The following is an 18,296-nucleotide window of genomic DNA, read 5'->3' as shown; positions in this document are numbered from 1 at the left end:
CGGCGATGGCCCCCTCCGCGCGGAGGGGGCCATCGCCGTTGTCAGGCCGCTACCTGGTCGGGGTCGTCGTGCCGATCTTGAAGTCGCCCATCGACACGTTGATCCGAGCGGTCTTGCCCACCGGCGCGTCGGTCGCGATCTCCTGCTTCTGGATCTTCTTGTCCTGGCCCAGGTCGGAGACCGGCACCTTCTCGCTGATCACCAGGTCGTTGCCGGTCCAGCCGGCCTGGGCGAGCTTCGACCGGGCCTGGTTCTCGGTGAGGCCGCGCAGGTCGGGCATCTTGAACTGGTTGTTCTTCGACACGCTCAACGTGACCAGCGTGTTCTTCTCGGCCCGTCCCGGCGCGGGGTTCTGGGCGACCACCTCGTTCAGGTCCTCGAGGCTGTCGACTTCCTTGGTCTGCACCTTGAACCCGCTGCCCTCCAGCGTGGCCCTGGCGTTCTCGAGCGTCTGCCCGGTCACGTCGGGCAGCTGGATGGTCTCCGGGGCCTTGCCCAGCTTCACGGTGATCGCGCTGCCCTTGGGCGCGGTGGTGCCGGAGGCCGGGCTCTGCTCGACCACCTTGCCGACGAGGTTCGGGTCGTCGGTCTCGACGGTCTCGGTGGCCTGCTGGTAGACCCAGCCCTCGGCCGACAGCTTCTTCTGCGCGTCCTGCGGCAGCAGGTTCATCACGTCCGGCACCGGCGCGGGCTGCGGGTTCGTGCCGATCACCAGCTTGATCTCGGTGCGCTTCTCCACCTCGCGGTTCGCCGGTGGGTCGGACGAGATCACCTTGCCGATCTGGTCGGCGGTGCAGGTCGGCTCGGGCCCCGGCTGGCACGGCAGCATCTCGACGACCCAGCGCAGCTCCAGCGCCTCCAGGTCGGCCTGCGCCACCGTCTGCTGCTTGCCGACCAGCGCGGGCACGGGGACCTTCTCGGTCGCCGCGTTGTTGCCGTCGCCGCTGTTCATCAGCGTCGTGGTGATCCACGTGGCGAGCGCGAGCACGGCGATGCACAGCAGCACGACCACGGTGACCATGATCGCCTTCTTGCGCCGCGCCTTCCGCTCCGCCTCTTCCTCGGCCAACGGGTCGTAGTCGTCCGGCTCGTCGCGCTGCTGCGCCGGCCGGTGCCGACCGCCGCTCGACGCGACCTCGGTGCGCGGCGACGAAGTCTGGTTGAGCACCGCGGTGCGGTCCTCGGGCGTCATCACGGCGGGCGCGGACGGGCGCTGGCCGGACAGCACGCGCACCAGGTCGGCGCGCATCTCGGCGGCGGACTGGTAGCGGTTGGCCGGTCCCTTCGCCATCGCCTTCAGCACGATCGAGTCCAGCGCGGGCGTCACCTTCGGGTTAAGCGACGACGGGGACTTCGGTTCTTCCCGCACGTGCTGGTAGGCCACCGCCACGGGCGAGTCGCCGGTGAACGGCGGCTCGCCGGTCAGCAGCTCGAACAGCACGCAGCCGGACGCGTACACGTCGGAACGGCCGTCCACGGCCTCGCCGCGCGCCTGCTCCGGTGAGAGGTACTGAGCGGTCCCTATCACCGCGGCCGTCTGGGTCACGGCGGCCTGGCCGTCGTGCACCGCGCGGGCGATGCCGAAGTCCATCACCTTCACCGCGCCGGCCCGGGTGATCATGACGTTGGCGGGCTTCACGTCCCGGTGCACGATGCCGTGCCGGTGGCTGAAGTCCAGCGCGGCCGACACGTCGGCCATGACCTCCATCGCCCGCTTGCCCGACAGCGGCCCCTGCGTCTTCACGATGTCGCGCAGCGTGCGGCCGTCGACGAACTCCATCACGATGTAGGGCAGCGGGCCGTACTCGGTCTGGGTCTCACCGGTGTCGTAGACCGCGACGATGGCGGGGTGGTTCAGCGCCGCCGAGTTCTGGGCCTCCCGCCGGAACCGCTCCTGGAACTGGGTGTCGCGGGCGAGGTCGGCGCGCAGGACTTTGATGGCCACGTCCCGGCCGAGTCGGACGTCCCGGCCCTTGTGCACCTCCGACATGCCGCCGTAGCCGAGGGTCTCACCCAGTTCGTAGCGGTTGGAGAGCAGTCGCGGAGTGCTCATCAGTGCTTCGTCCCGCTCCTCGTCAACGGTCTCACCATCAAGCCTTGCGTTCGCTTTCGTACCGTTTCACCGTCAAGTCGGTACACACGTCACCGTGACCCGTGAGCCGATCGCAACCTCTCCGCTCGGTGTCACGTCGGACACCAGGCACCGCTCGAGGTCCCGCGGCACGCCTCCGTCGTCGGAGTGCACCTCGGGCGCCAAGCCGTACCCGGTGAGCGTCGTGGCGACCTCGTCCACCGGCAGGTCGACGTAGTCCGACTCCGTGATCGTCACCTTGGGTTTGCCGGGGAGCCGATCGGTGGAGTCGTCCAACGGGCGGGCACTCGTGGTGCCTTGCAGGCTCGCTCCACCAGGCACCTCGTCCTTCAGCACCCAGCGGAGGACGACGACGCCCAGCACGAGCAGCGCGACCACCAGCACAGCGACCATAACCCACACGACGGCACGGTATCGCCCCGGTGGTCGAGGGCCGGAGGGCAACGGACGGAAAGCGCCCGTGTGCGGAGTGTTCACCACGGGCGGCACCGGCTGCATCCCCGGACGTGATCCGGGGTGCGTGACCGGGATTCCCGGGTGGGTCGGCTGAGCGGGCGCCTGGGGCATCGCGGGAGCCAGGGGCGGCGCGCCGACGGCCATCGCGAGGCCGGACGGCGCGGGCAGCGGCTGGCCGGCGCGCACCGCGCCCACCGCGGACGCGAACTCGCCGCCGTTGCGGTAGCGCTGGCGGGGGTCCTTGACCAGCGTCGCCTCGATCAGCGCCCGCGGGCCCGGCGGCACGTCCGGCGGCAGCGGCGGCGCCATGTCCCGGATGTGCATCATCGCGACCGTCACCGCGTTCTCGGACAGGAACGGTCGGTGACCGGTCAGGCACTCGTAGCCGCAAACCGCCAGCGCGTACACGTCCGACGCCGGTTCGGCGGCGTGACCGAGGGCCTGCTCCGGCGCGATGTAGTGGGCGGTGCCCATCACCATGCCGCTGTGTGTGACCGGCGCCGCGTCGGCGGCCTTCGCGATGCCGAAGTCGGTGATCTTCACCTTGCCCACCGGCGTCACCATGATGTTGCCCGGCTTGACGTCCCGGTGCACCAGCCCGCGCTCGTGCGCCGCCTGGAGCGCGTTGCCCGCCTGCTCCAGCAGGTCGAGCGTGCGGTCCGCGCCGAGCCTGCCACGGGCGATGATCGCGGCCAGCGGCTCGCCCTCGACCAGCTCCATCACCAGGTACGCGGTGTCCTCCGGCCCGTCCGGGATGGACGCGGTCTCGCCGTAGTCGTGCACCGAGGCGATACCGGGGTGGTTGAGCGACGCGGTGGTGCGCGCCTCGATCCGGAACCTGTTCAGGAACTCGGCGTCACCGCTCAGCTCGGCTTTCAGCACCTTCACGGCGACCTTGCGGTCGAGCCTGGTGTCGTCGGCCTCCCAGACCTCGCCCATGCCGCCGACCGCGATCCGCCTGCTCAGGCGGTACCGCTCGGCGAGCAACTGGCCGGAGGTCAGCATCAGCGGCCCCCGAGGTAAGCGCCGATGACCGCGCGGCCGATCGGTGCGGCGACCCGGCCACCCGTCGCCGAGAGGCCCTGCTGGCCGCCGTTCTCCACGATGACCGCGATCGCGATCTCCGGCTTCTCGGCCGGGGCGAACGCCACGTACCAGGCGTGCGGGTTGGTCGACTTCACGTCCTCGCCGTGCTCGGCGGTGCCCGTCTTGGACGCGATGGTCACGCCGTTGAGCTTGCCGCCGCCGCCGGTGTTGTTCTCCGACTTGATCATCATGTCGCGCAGCGCGAGGGCGTGGTCGGGGTCCATCGCCTCGTCGACCTCGTCCGGCTTGGTCTCGCTGATCACCTGGAGGTCGGGCGCGAGGACCTTGCCGATCAGGTGCGGCTGCATCCGCACGCCGCCGTTCGCGATGGTCGCCGCCATCATGGCGTTGACCAGCGGCGTCACCCGGACGTCCTTCTGGCCGATGCCGGTCTGGTAGATCGACGGCTTGTCCGCGACGGGGCCGAGCGTCGACGGCACCACCGACAGCGGGATCGTCAGGTCCTGCTCGCCGATGCCGAACTTGGCCGCCTGGTCGCGCAGCTTCTCCGCGCCCAGCTCGTTCGCCAGCACCGCGAACGCCGTGTTGCACGACTTGGCCAGCGCCTCTTCGAGGGTGGCGGTGACGCCGTTGCCGCAGGTGGTGTCGTTGAAGTTGGGCAGCGGGGTGTTCGTGCCCGGCAGGGTGATCACCGGCCGGCCGTCGACCTCGCTGTCCTTGGTCTTGCCCTCGGCCAGCGCCGCCGCGGTCACCACCAGCTTGAACGTCGACCCGGGCGGGTAGTTCTCGCGCACCGCGCGGTTCAGCATCGGCTTCGACTCGTCCGCGTCGAGCGCCTTCCACGCCTCTTCCTGCACGTCCACGTCGTGGCTCGCGAGCACGTTCGGGTCGTAGGACGGGGTGCTGGCCATGGCCAGGATCTCCCCGGTCTGCGGTCGGATCGCGACGACCGTGCCGGTCACGCCGTTGAGCCGCTCGTACGCCACCTGCTGGAGCTTCGCGTCGATCGTCAGCTGGAGGCTGCCGCCCTTGGGGTCGCGGCCGGTGATCAGGTCGGACACCCGGCGCGCGAACAGCCGGTCGTCCGAGCCGTTGAGCAGGTCGTCCTCGGCGCGTTCCATCCCGCCGGCGCCGTAGATCGTGGAGAAGTAGCCGGTGACCGGCGCGAACGCGGGGCCGTTCGGGTAGGTGCGCAGGTACCGCAGCCGGTCGTTGGTCTTCTCCACCCCGGCCAGCGGCGTGCTGTCGGCCGCGATGATCTGCCCGCGTTCGCGCGAGTACTGGTCCAGGATCACCCGCCGGTTCAACGGGTCCTTGCGGTAGTCGTCGGCCTTGATGACCTGCACGTACGTGGCGTTGCCCAACAGCAGCAGCATCATCGCCATCATGGCGAGGCCGACCCGGCGGAGCGGTGTGTTCATTTCGGACGCTCCACCATGACTGTGAACTGGTCGGCGATGGCCGGTTGCTGCGGGCGCGGCTTCGGCGTCGTCTTCGGCGCGCGTGCCGCGTCCGAGATCCGCAGCAGCAACGCGACCAGGATGTAGTTGGCCAGCAGCGACGAACCGCCCTTGGACAGGAACGGCGCGGTGATGCCGGTCATCGGGATCAGCTTCGTCACGCCGCCGACGACGATGAAGATCTGGAACGCCACGGCGAACGCCAGGCCACCGCCGAGCAACTTGCCGAACGTGTCCCGAACCGACAGCGCGGTGCGCAGGCCCCGCATCGCGAACACCATGTAGATCAGCAGCACCGCGGCCAGCCCGACGAAGCCCAGCTCCTCGCCGATCACGGCGGTGATGAAGTCGGTGTTGGCCTCCGGGATCTGGTCCGGCCGCCCACCGCCCAGGCCCGCGCCGAACAGCCCGCCCGTGCCGAGCCCGAACAACGACTGCACGATCTGGTAACCCGTGCCCGACGGGTCGGCGAACGGGTCCAGCCAGTTCTGCACCCGGATCTGGACGTGCCCGAACAGCTTCCACGCCACGACCGCGCCGACGCAGAACATCATCACGCCCAGCACGACCCACGCGGCCCGCTCGGTCGCCACGTACAGCAGCACCAGCACGATGCCGAAGAACAGCAGCGAGCTGCCCAGGTCCTTCTGGAGCACCATGATGCTCACGCCGACCGCCCACGCGGCGATCAGCGGACCCAGGTCGCGGGCGCGCGGCAGGTCCAGCCCCACCACCCGGCGGCCCGCGATGGTGAACAGGTCCCGCTTCGACACCAGGAACGCGGCGAAGAAGACCATCAGCAGGATCTTGGCGAACTCGCCCGGCTGGATGGAGAACGCGCCGAAGCTCAGCCAGATCTTCGCGCCGTTGATCTCCGGTGCGATGAAGCTCGGCAGCACGCCCGGCAGCACCAGCGCGACCAGGCCGAGCAGGCCCGCGGTGTAGCCGTAGCGCGCCAGCGTGCGGTGGTCGGACAGCACTTTCAGCACCGTGCAGAACAGCACCAGGGCGATCGCCGTCCACAGCACCTGCTTGGGCGCTGCCGAGGACCACACCTGGTTGCCGGGCAGCTTCACGTCCGCCATGGCCAGGTCGATCCGGTGGATCATGACCAGGCCCAGGCCGTTCAGCAGCGCGACGCACGGCATGATCACCGGATCGGCGTAGGGCGCCCACTTGCGCACCGCGAGGTGCGCCACGGTCAGCAGCCCCAGGTACGCCAGACCCAGCCACAGGATGCGCATGCTGAGTTCCTGCTCCTGGTTGGCCTCCACCAGGATCAGTGCGCCCGTGACCAGCATCGCGGCGAACGCGAGCATGAACAGTTCCGTGCTGCGTCGCGTGGGCGGCCTCAAGCCGGGCGACGTGCTGCTCGCCGCCGCGAGCGGTGTGCCCTCCGCGCCGGGAACCGGCGAACCCATGCGACTACTGACCCTTTCGACAATCCGTGCCCGGCTTCTGCACGGGCGTGGTGAGGGGGGTCCCCTCCACCGTGGTGGTCGCCGGCGCCGCGGACGAGGTCGCCGGTGGCGTCTCGGTCGCGGTCGTCGGCGGTGCCTCGATCGTGGACGTGCCCGCGGTGTTCTCCGTGGTCTCCTTCGAGCACAGCGGCAGCGTCTGCTCCGTGCGCAGCCTGCGGATCGCCTCCCGGGCGCCCTCCAGGCCGTCCACGTCGGTGATGCCGTTGCGCACCACGTCCCGGGTGGCCACCTTCAGGTCGTCCACCGTGATCGGCTCGCACGCCTGCGCTCCCGGCGGGCACGAGCCCTCCACCCGGCTGTGCAGGTCGAAGCCGAACACGCTGCCGGTCACGCCGCGGAACACCGACACCTCGCCGCTGTCCGCGTTCGTGCCGACGTAGTACTGGCGCAGCACGTACCAGCGGATGCCCAGACCGGCCGCGACCAGCATCAGGAGCAGGAACACCACCAGCGCGAGCGCCTTCAGCCGGTTGTTGCGCGCCCGCCGGGGGTCCGGTGGCGGCTGCATCGGCTCGACCCGCTGCGGGATCGGCCGGGGGCCGGTGATGGAACTCGCCCGCGAGGCGGGCGAGTCCGGTGGTGGTGGGTCTTCGCTGCCGTCCCCGGCCGCGCCGCCCACTATCGGGGCGTCCTCGCCGAAGTCGACGTCGACCACGTCGGCGACGACGACCGTCACGTTGTCGGGTCCGCCGCCCTTGAGCGCCAGTTCGATCATCCGGTCCGCGCACGTCTGCGGATCGGGGATGCGGATCGCCTCGTCCAGCGTCTCCATGCTGACCACGCCGGACAGGCCGTCCGAGCACAGCAGGTAGCGGTCGCCCGGTCGGGCCTCCCGCACCATCAGCCTCGGTTCCACCTCGTGGCCGGTCAGCGCGCGCAGCAGCAGCGAGCGCTGCGGGTGCGTGGCGGCCTCCTCCTCGGTGATCCGGCCCTCGTCGATCAACGACTGGACGAACGTGTCGTCGTGCGTGATCTGCGTGAACACGCCGTTGCGCAGCATGTAGGCGCGCGAGTCGCCGATGTGCACCATGCCCAGCCGCGTGCCCGCGAACAGCACGGCGGTGAGCGTGGTGCCCATGCCGTCCAGGTCGGGGTCGCTCTGGACCAGTTCGGAGATGGCGCCGTTGCCCGAGATCACCGCGTCGCGCAACTGGCCGAGCAGGTCGTCGCCCGGTTCGTCGTCGTCGAGCGGCGCCAGGGCGGCGATCACCACCTTGCTGGCGACCTCGCCCGCGGCGTGGCCGCCCATGCCGTCGGCGAGCGCGAGCAGGCGCGGACCCGCGTACACGGAGTCCTGGTTGTTCGAGCGGACCAGGCCCCTGTCGCTGCGGGCCGCGTATCGGAGGACGAGGGTCATGAGCGCAGCTCGATCACCGTTTTGCCAATTCGGATCGGGGAGCCGAGCGGGACCCGGAGTGGGGCCGTGACCTTCGCCCGGTCGAGATAGGTGCCGTTGGTGGAGCCCAGGTCCTCCACGTACCAATCGGTTCCGCGCATCGACAACCGAGCGTGCCTGGTCGACGCGAAGTCGTCGTCCAGCACGAGCGTGGAGTCGTCGGCCCGGCCGATCATGATCGGCCTGCCGTCCAGGGAGATGCGCGTGCCCGCCAGCGCGCCGTGCGTGACGACGAGCTGCCGGGCCGCCTTGTTGCCCCGGGCGGCCTTGCCGGCGCCTCTGCCGAACTTCGGTGTCGGCACGCGGAGCCCCGACGCCGCGTAGAGGTCGGAGCGGACGACTCGAAGCGCAGCCAACACGAACAACCAGAGCAGGACGAGGAAACCCGCTCTGGTCAGCTGCATCACCAGCTCTGGCACCTGTTGTAACCGCTCCTGCCTTGAGTGCCGTCACGCCAACGCCCGACCCGACCGGACCGGACCGACCAGGTCAGCCCTGTGTGCGGTAGACCAGCGATGAATGGCCGATGCGGACGACGTCGCCTTCCGCGAGCTGCCAAGTCTGCACCGGAGTGCCGTTCACCGTGGTGCCGTTTGTCGAACCGAGATCAGCGAGCATGGCACTGTGCCCGTCCCACGTGATTTCCAGGTGCCTCCTGGAGACCCCGGTGTCGGGCAGGCGGAAGTCCGCTTCCTGCCCGCGGCCGACCACGTTGCCGCCCTGCTTGAGGTTGTAGGTGCGGTTCGAACCGTCGTCCAGGTGCAGCGTCGCGTTCAGCTGCCGGGGACCGGACTGGACCGCCGGCGGCGCGTAACCCGCCGCCGGGTCGCCGTAGCCCTGCTGGCCGTAACCCTGGTCGTAGCCGGCTGCCTGCTGGCCGTAACCGGCCGCCTGCTGCTGCCCGTAGCCCTGGTCGTAGCCCTGCTGGCCGTAGCCCTGGTCGTAACCGGGCTGGCCGTAGCCGGGCTGCTGCTGGCCGTAGCCCTGGTCGTAGCCCTGCTGGCCGTAACCCTGGTCGTAACCGGGCTGCTGCTGGCCGTATCCCTGGTCGTAACCGGGCTGCTGCGGCTGCTGGCCGTAGCCCTGGTCATAGCCCTGCTGCTGCCCGTAGCCCTGTTCGTAGCCCGGTTGCTGCTGGCCGTAACCCGGCTGGTCGTAGCCCGGTTGCTGCTGGCCGTAGCCGCCCTGTGCATAGGGGTCGTAGGCGGGCTGGCCCTGTCCTTGTCCGTAGCCGGGAGGCTGGCTCATGGATCCGTCTCCAGAAGTGCGAGGTGGTGCTGACCGTCGGCTGGCAACTTTCACGTCGGGGTCGACGGACGAGCTGGTTCGGAACTGTCCCGTGTGCAGCGCGTCGGAGCGCTCCAGGGAGACTACGACGTCACCATAGGTATCCCATCCGCTCTCTTCGAGGTGCTCCCGGACGGAGTCCCCCAGAAGCTGGGTGATGCGTAGTTCATCCTGGCCGTCCCCGGCAAGCCGATCGTGGTCCTGCGGACCCAGCAGGACCTTGAAGTGGTTCGGCGCGAGCAACCTGCCGCCCGCCAACTCGCGGACGTTGCCCTCCGCCTCCCGCTGTAGTGCCTGGGCCACTTCCTGCGGGACGACGTTGCCACCGAACACACGCGCGAAGGTATTGCCCACGATGCCTTCGAGACGGCGCTCGAAGCGCTGTACGAGGCCCACTGCAACCCTCCGACCCGGTCGACTTCTGGTACCGATCGTATCCGGGCTGACGTGCCGGTACACGGGCCAGTTGGTAACCCGTGCGGGCACCATGCTAGTGTTCTCCACGTCGCTCCGGGCGAGTGGCGGAATGGCAGACGCGCACGGTTCAGGTCCGTGTGTCCGAAAGGACGTGGGGGTTCAACTCCCCCCTCGCCCACCGAAATCAGAAGTCCCATCCACAGTCGTGGGTGGGACTTCTGGTTTTTCGCGTGTTGCGCTCTCGGTGGACGCGTGATGTGTGTCACCCGGCCGGCCGCGGCCGAACGTGGACGCCGGTGGGCGGTCGGTCGGTTTCGCGCGGCGAGCGGTCGGTGGGCGGTCGGGGAATGGGGAGCGAGGCCTCGGTGAGGGGGCCGGACCGAGGTCGATCCAGGCGAGCCACGCACACGCTGAGCATCCAACGCCCGGTTTTCGGGCCGGCGGTGTCACCCAGACGGCAGCACCGCCGGGCCGAAGTCCCATTTCCGGTCGGCGACCGGTTACCGACCGCTCGACGCCGTCGATCGCAGGAGGTCCGTTGACCTGGGGGTGCGGCGGTTCGCACCTGGTACGCCTTATCCAGAGCACGAGTCGAAACGCGGCGGACGTCCCGCCGTGGTTGCCGAGGAGGCCCTGGCGTGAGCAGCACACCAGCACGGATCGCGGACACCGATGACGCCAGGGCGCTGTCGGCAACCGCTGTTCCGGTTCCCGAACTGCCCGGTTCCGTCGAGGACCTGGCCACCGCCGCGGCCGTGCGCCTCGGCTGGCACGGAGTGGTGCTGCCCGAGATGGTCCTCATGGGGCGCAAGGTGATCGTGGTGGCGGAGCTGCTGGCCGACGCGCACGCCGAGCGGCTGTGCCTCGGCGCCGGTCCCGAGTCGGACCGCACCACGGTGTCCACGTGGGTGTGGCCGGAGATGGACGGCCGCGTGCCGCCCACCGCGGTGCGGATCATCGGCGTGCTGGCGGTGGCCAGGCACTGGCGGACCGCGCTGGCCTCGGCGGTGCCGTTCGCCCGCTTCGGCAACGCCGCCGCCGTGCTGCCGTCGTCGGTCGCGTTCACGCACGACTACCTGGCGAACTGCCTGCCGCGGGTGCGCCGGTACGGCGTCTCGGTGCTGCTGGCCGACGAGGAGCAGCAGCTGAGCACGGATGTCGCCGGCCGCAACGAGACCGTGCCGGTCGAGGACACCGCGACCACGCGCTGGGTGAACGAGCTGGTGTACGAGCGGGTGCTGGCGACCGCGTCCTGACTTACCGTCGGACCATGCGGGTAGTGATAGCGGGCGGGCACGGCAAGATCGCGTTGCTGGTGGAGCGGCTGTTGGCCGCGCGGGGTGACAGCGCCACGGCGCTGGTGCGCAACCCGGACCACTTCGCGGAGGTCCTGGACGCGGGCGCGGTCCCCGTCCACTGCGACCTGGAGGCGACCGACGTCGCTTCGGTCGCGCAATTCCTGAACGGTGCGGACGCCGCGCTCTTCGCGGCGGGCGCCGGGCCCGGCAGCGGGGTGGAGCGCAAGGACACCGTCGACCGGGGCGCGGCGGTGATGTTCGCCGACGCCGCCGAGCTGGCGGGGGTGCGGCGGTTCGTGCAGATCAGCACCGCCGGCATCGGTCGGAGCACCGGTGACGAGGTGTTCGACGCCTACCTGGCGGCCAAGGGCGCCGCCGAGGACGACCTCCGCGGGCGCGACCTGGACTGGACGATCGTGCGGCCCGGTCGGCTGACCGACGACGAGCCGACCGGGTTGGTCGAGTTGGCCGAAACGCCCCTGCGGGGTTCCGTAGCCCGCGCGGACGTCGCCGCCGTCGTGGTGGCCGTCCTGGACCGACCCGCCACCGTCCGCCGCACCTACGAGCTGATCACCGGCTCCACCCCGATCCCCACCGCCTTCTAGGCGCCGTCGCCGGTCCCGGACGGGTCGCCGAGGACGCGGTCCAGGTAGGGGTTGGTGAACTTGCCGCCCGGGTCCGCGTCGGCGCGGACCCGGCGGAAGTCGTCGAAGCGGGGGTAGCGGTCGCGCAGGGCGCCGGCGGTGAGGCTGTGCAGCTTGCCCCAGTGCGGCCGTCCGCCGACCGCGCCCGCGATCTGCTCGAACGCGTCGAAGTACCGGCGGTAAGGCATGCCGAGGTACTGGTGGACGGCGATGTACGCCGTGTCGCGGCCGTGCGCGGTGGAGAGCCAGATGTCGTCGCCCTGCGCCACCCGGACCTCGACCGGCACGATCACGCCGTGGTCGAGGCGGGCCACGGCCGCCCGCAGCTCCCGCAGCACGTCGTGCAGGGCGGCACGGGGCACGGCGTACTCCGTCTCCACGAACCGCACCCGGCGCGGTGTGACGAAAACCCGGTGCGACACGTCCCGGTAGACGCGTTCGGACACCAGCGCCCCGCACACCCGGTTGAGCGTCCTGGTGGTGGACGGCACGGCACGCGCCAGCTTGCAGACCAGCCCGAACGCCCCGTTCTCCATCACCTCGTACTCGTAGAACCGGCGCAGCGCGGACAGCGGCGCGGCCGGCTCGTCCACCCGGTTGTTCCGCTTCACGATCACCCGGTCGGAGTGCGGGAACCAGTGGAACTCCACGTGGTCCTCCACCGCGGTCAGGTGGTCGAACTCGTCCAGCACCGCGTCCAGCCGACCCGGGAACTCGCGGGCGTGCAGCACGAACGCAGGCACGCACCTCAGGGTCACCGTGCTGATCACGCCCAGTGCGCCCAGCCCGATCCGGGCCGCGCCGAAGAGGTCGGGGCGCTCGGAAGCCGAGCACCGCACCAGCGACCCGTCGGCGAGCACCAGCTCCAGCGCGACGACCTGCGTGGCCAGCCCGCCGAGCTTCGCGCCGGTGCCGTGCGTGCCGGTGGAGATGGCGCCGGCCACGGTCTGCGCGTCGATGTCACCGAGGTTCGCCATGGCCAGCCCGAGCACGTCCAGCAGGGCGTTGAGCTGGTGCAACGTCGTGCCGGACCGGACCGTCACGAGGTCCCCGGACACCTCGACGATCCCGGTCCACGCGTCCAGGTCGATCGCCACGCCGGGCGCCACCGCGATGTCGGTGAACGAGTGCCCGCTGCCGCGAGGCCGCACGAGGGACGCGCCCGCGACCGCGGTGGCGAGTTCGTCGATGCTCGCCGGGTGCTCCACCCGGTGTGGGTTCGCGGTCGCGGTGCGCGCCCAGTTCGTCCAGGGGGTCCCCATCCGCACCTCCGGTGTGACGCGATCCACGAACCGTAGGTGAAAGCTATTCACCTTTCAAGTACCGTGGGCCAATGCACCCCCGCACGCGCCTGGACGCCGCGACGAAGGACTACGACCCACCGTTCGCGATCGTCGACCTGGACGCCTTCGACAGCAACGCCGCCGACCTGGTGCGGCGTGCCGGCGGGCTGCCGATCCGGGTCGCCAGCAAGTCAGTCCGGGTCCGCGCGCTCCTCGAACGGGTGCTCGCCAAGCCGGGTTTCGCGGGGGTCATGTGCTACTCGCCGGCCGAGGCGCTGTGGCTGTCCGACGTGGACCTCTCCGAAGACCTCCTGGTCGCGTACCCGACCGTCGACCGCTCGGCGTTGCGGCGGCTGGCGGAGGACGACAAGGCGCGCGGCCGGATCACCATCGTGGTCGACTCGATCGCCCACCTCGACTTCGTCCAGCACACGCTCGGCGCCGGCCACCCGGAGATCCGGGTGTGCCTGGAGCTGGACGTGTCGTGGAGACCCGTGCCCGGCCTGCACATCGGCCCACGACGTTCTCCCGTCCACACGGCACGTGAAGCGCGCGCTCTGGCCGAGGCGATCACGCGGCGGCCGGGGTTCCGGCTGGTCGGCGTGATGGCGTACGAAGGGCACATCGCCGGCCTGGGCGACCAGCCGCCGGGCAAGCCCCTGCGCGGTGCGGCCCTGCGCTGGATGCAACGCCACTCCGCCGTCGAACTGGTCGAGCGCCGCACGGCCGCCGTCGCCGCCGTCCGAGAGGTCGCCGACCTGGAGTTCGTCAACGGCGGCGGCACCGGCAGCCTGGAGGTCACCGGTGCCGACCCGTCCGTGACGGAACTCGCGGCCGGGTCCGGCCTGATCGGGCCGACCCTGTTCGACGGCTACCGGGGCTTCCGGCCCGCGCCGGCGGTGCTGTTCGCGCTGCCGGTGGTGCGCCGGCCGAAGAAGCACGTGGCCACGCTGTTCTCCGGCGGCTACATCGCCTCCGGCACCGCGACCGCCGACCGCCAGCCGTCACCGCACCTGCCGGTCGGGCTGAACCTGCTGTCGGTGGAGGGCGCGGGCGAGGTGCAGACCCCGGTGGTGGGCCGGGCGGCCGACCCGCTGCGCCTCGGCGACCGCGTGTGGTTGCGGCACGCCAAGGCGGGCGAGTTGGCCGAGCGGTTCACCCACTACCTCGCCGTCCGGGGCGACGAGGTGGAGCGGACCATGCCCACCTACCGGGGCGAAGGGCTGTCCTTCGGGTGAGCGAGCGGTCCGGGTGAGCTGAGCGGTCCGGGTGGTCCGAGCGGTCCGGGTGATCGGGTGATCGGGCTGTCCCGATCCGGTCAGCTCGGCAGCCTGGTCGACAGGTACCCGCGGACCAGGGCCTTGGCCTCGTCCAGGATCCGCTGGTCACCGGCCGCGTCCCGGCGGAACGCCAGGTCAAGCACGCCGTCCGCCGCCTCCACCGCGATCGAGATCGGCAGCTGCAGCTCGGCGAGCGGGATGTCGAACTTGGTCGAGATCATCTCGGCGATCCGGTCGGAGATGACCGTGTTGTTGTCGCGCCGGTCGTCCAGCAGCCGCATGTCGACCACGTCGCCGAAGTGCAGCTTCGAGAACGCGGGCACCTCGCGGTGCATCGACACGTACACGTCGAAGATCGAGTCGACCGCGTCCCACCAGTGGGCGAGCGTGGTCGAGGTGAACCGGCCGTCCACCGTCTGGATGAACTTCTCCAGGTTGCGCAAGGTCAGCGCCTGCACGACCGCCCGCTTGTCCGGGAAGAACTGGTACAGCGAGCCGACCGCGACACCCGCGCGTTCGGCGATCAATGTCGTGGTGACTCCGTCGTAGCCGACCTCCTCGATGAGCTGGGCGCAGGCTTCGAGCATCCGCTCGACGCGCTTGGCGCTGCGCTGCTGCACCGGCTGACGGCGCAGTGGGGTCGTACTGGTCACGGCGACTCCTGCGGAAGGGGGTGACGGGTCTCCATAGTGCCCGGTTGTGGACCTCTCCACTTCACTTGACACCTCAACACGCCTACGATCCGAATCAATTTCATGTTCCGGGAGGCTCGCGTGACGTCATCGGACGACTTCCTCTGGGGTGTGTCCACCTCCGCCTTCCAGATCGAGGGCGCCTTCACCGCCGCCGGCAGGCAGCCGTCCGCCTGGGACGCGTTCCCGGCGTTCGAGGGGCAGGACGCGTCCGTCGCGTGCGACCACTACCACCGCTATCGCGAGGACGTCGCGCTCATGCGGTCCCTCGGCGTCGGCGCCTACCGGTTCTCCGTGTCGTGGCCGCGCGTGCTCGCGGGCGACCTGGCGTTCTACGACCGGCTGGTGGACGAGTTGCTGGCGTCCGGCATCGCGCCCGTCGTCACCCTGTACCACTGGGACACGCCGCTGGCCCTGGAAGAAGCGGGCGGTTGGCTCGTCCGCGACACCGCCCACCGGTTCGCGGAGTACGCCGCCGCGGTCGCCGACCGCCTGGCCGACCGGGTCGCGATGTGGATCCCGATCAACGAGCCCGCGATGGTGACGCTGCTCGGGTACGCCATCGGCCAGCACGCGCCGGGCAAGACCCTCCTGTACGACGCGCTGCCGACCGCGCACCACCTCAACCTGGCGCACGGGCTCGCGGTGCAGGCGTTGCGCGCCGCCGGAGCGCGCGCTGTGGGCACGGCCAACAACCACACGCCCGTGTGGCCGGCGAGTCCGTCGGACGTCGAGGCGGCGCAGGCCTACTCCGATCTGCACAACTGGCTCTACGCCGACGCGCAGCTGACCGGGCGTTACCCGGACTCGCTGGTCGACCGCTTGCCGATCGTGGACGGCGACCTGGCGATAGCCTCCCAGCCGCTCGACTTCTACGGCGTGAACTACTACAACCCGACCCGGCTGCGGTCGCCGTCCGAGCTGAACCCGCTGCCGTTCGAGTTGGTGGACATCGACGAGTACCCGAGAACCGGGTTCGGCTGGCCGGTCGTGCCGTCCGGGCTGTCGGAGATGATCACGTCGCTGCGGGATCGCTTCGTCGACCTGCCGCCGGTGTACGTGACCGAGAACGGGTGCAGCTACCCGCACTCGCAGGACGACACCGAGCGGATCGAGTACCTGGACCGGCACATCGAGGAGGCCCTGAAGGCCGACGTCCGCGGGTACTTCGTGTGGTCGCTGATGGACAACTTCGAGTGGGACTCGGGGTACTCGCAGCGGTTCGGCCTGGTCGACGTCGACTACGCGACGCAGCGCCGCACACCGCGTGCCTCGTTCGAGTGGTACCGCGATCGGATCAGGCGGTGACCGCGGAAGCGCTGGCCGAGCCGGTCGTCCCGGTCCGCCGGTCGTGGATGACGTGGCTGTTCCTGGCCAACCTCGGGCTGTGGCTCGCCATCTACGCGCCCGTCCAGGTGCTGCTGCCGCAACAGGCCGAACTGGTCGACGCCGTCGGCAAGGAAGCGGTGTTCGGCCTGGTCACGGGCGTGGGCGCGGTGGTGGCGCTGATCGCGAACCCGCTGATCGGGCTGTCGTCGGACCGGACCACGTCCCGGTTCGGCCGGCGGCACCCGTGGACGCTGGCCGGTGCGCTGATCGGCGCGGCCGGCCTCGCGGTGCTGTCGACGGCGTCCACCGCCGGGGTGATGGTGCTCGGGTGGTGCCTGGTGCAGGCCGGTCTGAACGGGATGCTCGCCAGCCTCACCTCCGCCGTTCCCGACCGGGTGCCGGTGCGGCAGCGGGCGAAGGTCGGCGGGCTGGTCGGCGTCTCGCAGATGCTCGGCACGGTGCTGGGCGCGGTCGTGGTGACGGTGCTCGTCACTGGCCTGGCGTCCGGCTACCTGGCGTGCGCGGTGCTGGTCGTGGCAGGGGCCACGGCGTTCGTGCTGATCACGCCGGACGTGCGGCTTCCGCTCGACGAGCGGCCGGCGCTGCGGTGGCGCGAGCTGTGGGTGTCGCCGCGGCGGCACCCCGACTTCGCCTGGGCGTGGTGCGCCCACTTCATGATCAACCTGGGCAACGCGTTCGGCACGCTGTACCTGCTCTACTTCCTCGGCGACGAAGTCCGGCACCCGTCACCCGAGGACGGCCTGCTGGTGTTGATGCTGCTCTACGGCGTGGCACTGGCGATCGGCGCGTTCGTCGTCGGCGCACACTCGGACCGGACCGGCCGGCGCAAGCCGTACGTGCTGGTGGCGGCCGGTGCGATGGCGGTCGCGGCGCTGATCCTCGCCGCGTGGCCGACGTGGACGGCGGCGCTGGTCGCCGCACCGCTGCTCGGCGTCGGCTTCGGCGGGTACTGGGCGGTGGCGCTGGCCCTGTTGACGCAGGTCCTGCCCGCCGCGTCGGACCGCGCGAAGGACCTCGGCGTGCTGAACGTCGCCAACTCGCTGCCGCAGGTGATCGCACCGCTGCTGACGACGTTCGTGCTGGCGTCACTCGGCGGGTACCGGGGGTTGTTCGCGGTGTCCGCGGTCGCCACGCTGTGCGCGGCACTACTGGTGAGCCGGGTTCGATCGGTGGCATAGGGGGAGTTCGTTGCGGTTGGCGGGGAAGACGGTCGTGGTGACCGGCGCGTCGCAGGGCATCGGTGCGGCGACGGCCCGGACGCTCGCGGGGCGCGGATCGGTTGTCGTGCTGGTGGCGCGGAGCGGTGAAGCGCTGGCCGAGCAGGTCGAGCGGATCACGGCGACCGGCGGGCGTGCGGTGGCGGTGCCGGCGGATCTCGCGGAGACCGACCAGATCCGCGCGCTCGCCGAACGGGTGCGCGACGAGGTCGGCGTCCCGGACGTGCTGGTGAACAACGCGGGCGTCGGGCGCTGGTTGTTCCTGGACGACACGCCGACCCCCGAACTGGCCGGGATGATCGCCCTGCCGTTCACCGCCGCACTGCACCTGACCAGGGAGTTCCTGCCCGGCATGCGGGCACGTGGTTCGGGCCGGGTGGTCAACGTGAACTCGCCGGTGTCCCGGCTGCCGATCCCCGGCGCCACCGGGTACGCGGCGGCCCGCTACGCGTTGCGCGGGCTGACCGCGGCGCTGCGGCTCGACCTGCGCGGCACCGGGATCGGGGTGAGCGAGGTCGTGCCCGGCAAGGTGAGCAGCCGGTACTTCGTCAACAACCCCGGCGCGGAGGACCGCATCCCGACCGTGGCCAGGCTCATCCCCACCGTGACGCCGGAAGACGTCGCGGCGAGGATCGCGTCGGCGGTGGAGCGGGAACGCGACGAGGTGGTGTTCCCGTGGCAGCTGAAGGCGTTCGACCTGGCCGGGCGGCTCTTTCCCGGGCTCACCGGCTACCTCACGTGGCGCACCGGCACCCGTCGCTGACCACGATCATCGGCCCCGATGTCCGCGCGGGAGGTGCGGACATCGGGGCCGAAGTGGTGCCCGCGGACCAGTGTCGGTCGGGGAGGGAAGGTGTGCACAACACCGGCCCGCGGCTGTCTGTGTAGTTGTCCTG

Annotated in this window: 15 protein-coding genes and 1 tRNA gene; 7 read left to right on the top strand and 9 right to left on the bottom strand. The window is 70.7% G+C overall.

Annotated elements, in window-relative coordinates; translation table 11 throughout:
• Nucleotides 1-49 precede the first annotated feature (49 nt).
• The 7 genes from pknB to OQ02_RS01005 all read right to left on the bottom strand — a co-directional run bounded on the left by pknB (nt 50) and on the right by OQ02_RS01005 (nt 9,615).
• A complete protein-coding gene (gene pknB / locus OQ02_RS01035; protein WP_033436270.1) occupies nt 50-2,053 on the bottom strand; it encodes a Stk1 family PASTA domain-containing Ser/Thr kinase in 2,004 nt (667 codons plus the stop codon).
• A gap of 72 nt (nt 2,054-2,125) precedes the next feature.
• Nucleotides 2,126-3,553: a serine/threonine-protein kinase gene (locus OQ02_RS01030; RefSeq protein ID WP_033436269.1), complete on the bottom strand. Its 1,428-nt coding sequence runs from the start codon at nt 3,551-3,553 to the stop codon at nt 2,126-2,128.
• Complete coding sequence (locus OQ02_RS01025; RefSeq protein WP_033436268.1) at nt 3,553-5,016, bottom strand: peptidoglycan D,D-transpeptidase FtsI family protein; 1,464 nt, start codon at nt 5,014-5,016, stop codon at nt 3,553-3,555. The genes OQ02_RS01030 and OQ02_RS01025 overlap by 1 nt, the downstream gene beginning before the upstream one ends.
• Complete coding sequence (locus tag OQ02_RS01020) at nt 5,013-6,476, bottom strand: FtsW/RodA/SpoVE family cell cycle protein (protein WP_033436267.1); 1,464 nt, start codon at nt 6,474-6,476, stop codon at nt 5,013-5,015. Before OQ02_RS01020 ends, OQ02_RS01025 begins: the two co-directional genes overlap by 4 nt.
• Before the next feature lie 4 nt (nt 6,477-6,480).
• On the bottom strand, nt 6,481-7,893 hold the full coding sequence (locus tag OQ02_RS01015; RefSeq protein ID WP_033436266.1) for a PP2C family protein-serine/threonine phosphatase: 1,413 nt from the start codon (nt 7,891-7,893) through the stop codon (nt 6,481-6,483).
• Entirely contained in the window at nt 7,890-8,351 is a 462-nt protein-coding gene (locus OQ02_RS01010; RefSeq protein WP_033436265.1) for an FHA domain-containing protein FhaB/FipA, read from the bottom strand. The genes OQ02_RS01015 and OQ02_RS01010 overlap by 4 nt, the downstream gene beginning before the upstream one ends.
• Before the next feature lie 70 nt (nt 8,352-8,421).
• Nucleotides 8,422-9,615 (bottom strand): DUF3662 and FHA domain-containing protein, encoded by a 1,194-nt coding sequence (locus OQ02_RS01005; RefSeq protein WP_033436264.1) that lies wholly within the window; start codon nt 9,613-9,615, stop codon nt 8,422-8,424.
• Nucleotides 9,616-9,731: 116 nt separating this feature from the next.
• Between OQ02_RS01005 and OQ02_RS01000 the strand changes: the two genes are divergently transcribed.
• The 3 genes from OQ02_RS01000 to OQ02_RS00990 all read left to right on the top strand — a co-directional run bounded on the left by OQ02_RS01000 (nt 9,732) and on the right by OQ02_RS00990 (nt 11,539).
• Nucleotides 9,732-9,814, top strand: a tRNA-Leu gene (locus OQ02_RS01000).
• Between the two features lie 460 nt (nt 9,815-10,274).
• On the top strand, nt 10,275-10,892 hold the full coding sequence (locus OQ02_RS00995; RefSeq protein WP_033436263.1) for a hypothetical protein: 618 nt from the start codon (nt 10,275-10,277) through the stop codon (nt 10,890-10,892).
• Nucleotides 10,893-10,906: 14 nt separating this feature from the next.
• Nucleotides 10,907-11,539, top strand: coding sequence for an NAD(P)-binding oxidoreductase (locus tag OQ02_RS00990; RefSeq protein ID WP_033436262.1), 633 nt, complete (start codon nt 10,907-10,909; stop codon nt 11,537-11,539).
• Here OQ02_RS00990 and OQ02_RS00985 read toward each other — a convergent pair.
• Entirely contained in the window at nt 11,536-12,840 is a 1,305-nt protein-coding gene (locus OQ02_RS00985; protein ID WP_033436261.1) for a D-arabinono-1,4-lactone oxidase, read from the bottom strand. The genes OQ02_RS00990 and OQ02_RS00985 overlap by 4 nt on opposite strands.
• 71 nt (nt 12,841-12,911) lie before the next feature.
• Between OQ02_RS00985 and OQ02_RS00980 the strand changes: the two genes are divergently transcribed.
• Entirely contained in the window at nt 12,912-14,099 is a 1,188-nt protein-coding gene (locus OQ02_RS00980) for an amino acid deaminase/aldolase (protein ID WP_033436260.1), read from the top strand.
• 80 nt (nt 14,100-14,179) lie between these two features.
• Here the strand turns inward: OQ02_RS00980 and OQ02_RS00975 are convergent, their stop codons facing one another.
• Nucleotides 14,180-14,794, bottom strand: coding sequence for a TetR/AcrR family transcriptional regulator (locus OQ02_RS00975; RefSeq protein ID WP_033436259.1), 615 nt, complete (start codon nt 14,792-14,794; stop codon nt 14,180-14,182).
• Nucleotides 14,795-14,896: 102 nt separating this feature from the next.
• On the opposite strand from OQ02_RS00975, the gene OQ02_RS00970 reads away from it, so the two are divergent.
• The 3 genes from OQ02_RS00970 to OQ02_RS00960 are packed head-to-tail and all read left to right on the top strand — an operon-like array spanning nt 14,897 to nt 18,163.
• Nucleotides 14,897-16,141, top strand: a complete 1,245-nt coding sequence (locus OQ02_RS00970; protein ID WP_033436258.1) for a GH1 family beta-glucosidase — start codon at nt 14,897-14,899, stop codon at nt 16,139-16,141.
• A 47-nt stretch (nt 16,142-16,188) separates the two neighbouring features.
• A complete protein-coding gene (locus OQ02_RS00965) occupies nt 16,189-17,361 on the top strand; it encodes an MFS transporter (protein ID WP_081915374.1) in 1,173 nt (390 codons plus the stop codon).
• 16 nt (nt 17,362-17,377) lie between these two features.
• Nucleotides 17,378-18,163 (top strand): SDR family NAD(P)-dependent oxidoreductase, encoded by a 786-nt coding sequence (locus tag OQ02_RS00960; protein ID WP_231499818.1) that lies wholly within the window; start codon nt 17,378-17,380, stop codon nt 18,161-18,163.
• Nucleotides 18,164-18,296: the final 133 nt, after the last annotated feature.

The sequence above is a fragment of the Saccharothrix sp. NRRL B-16314 genome (assembly GCF_000716595.1).
Lineage (GTDB): Bacteria > Actinomycetota > Actinomycetes > Mycobacteriales > Pseudonocardiaceae > Actinosynnema.
The sequence above is the reverse complement of the archived record's forward strand: the minus strand, read 5'-3'. Positions and strand labels throughout refer to the sequence as shown.

Bases quoted from the DNA above. Each gene is read 5' to 3' on its own strand.
- OQ02_RS00965 (WP_081915374.1), top strand. From the start codon at position 16,189: ATGACGTGGCTGTTCCTGGCCAACCTCGGGCTGTGGCTCGCCATCTAC.
- OQ02_RS00970 (WP_033436258.1), top strand. From the start codon at position 14,897: ATGTTCCGGGAGGCTCGCGTGACGTCATCGGACGACTTCCTCTGGGGT.
- pknB (WP_033436270.1), bottom strand. From the start codon at position 2,053: ATGAGCACTCCGCGACTGCTCTCCAACCGCTACGAACTGGGTGAGACC.
- OQ02_RS01015 (WP_033436266.1), bottom strand. From the start codon at position 7,893: ATGACCCTCGTCCTCCGATACGCGGCCCGCAGCGACAGGGGCCTGGTC.
- OQ02_RS01030 (WP_033436269.1), bottom strand. From the start codon at position 3,553: ATGCTGACCTCCGGCCAGTTGCTCGCCGAGCGGTACCGCCTGAGCAGG.
- OQ02_RS00990 (WP_033436262.1), top strand. From the start codon at position 10,907: ATGCGGGTAGTGATAGCGGGCGGGCACGGCAAGATCGCGTTGCTGGTG.
- OQ02_RS01020 (WP_033436267.1), bottom strand. From the start codon at position 6,476: ATGGGTTCGCCGGTTCCCGGCGCGGAGGGCACACCGCTCGCGGCGGCG.
- OQ02_RS01025 (WP_033436268.1), bottom strand. From the start codon at position 5,016: ATGAACACACCGCTCCGCCGGGTCGGCCTCGCCATGATGGCGATGATG.
- OQ02_RS00980 (WP_033436260.1), top strand. From the start codon at position 12,912: ATGCACCCCCGCACGCGCCTGGACGCCGCGACGAAGGACTACGACCCA.
- OQ02_RS00985 (WP_033436261.1), bottom strand. From the start codon at position 12,840: ATGGGGACCCCCTGGACGAACTGGGCGCGCACCGCGACCGCGAACCCA.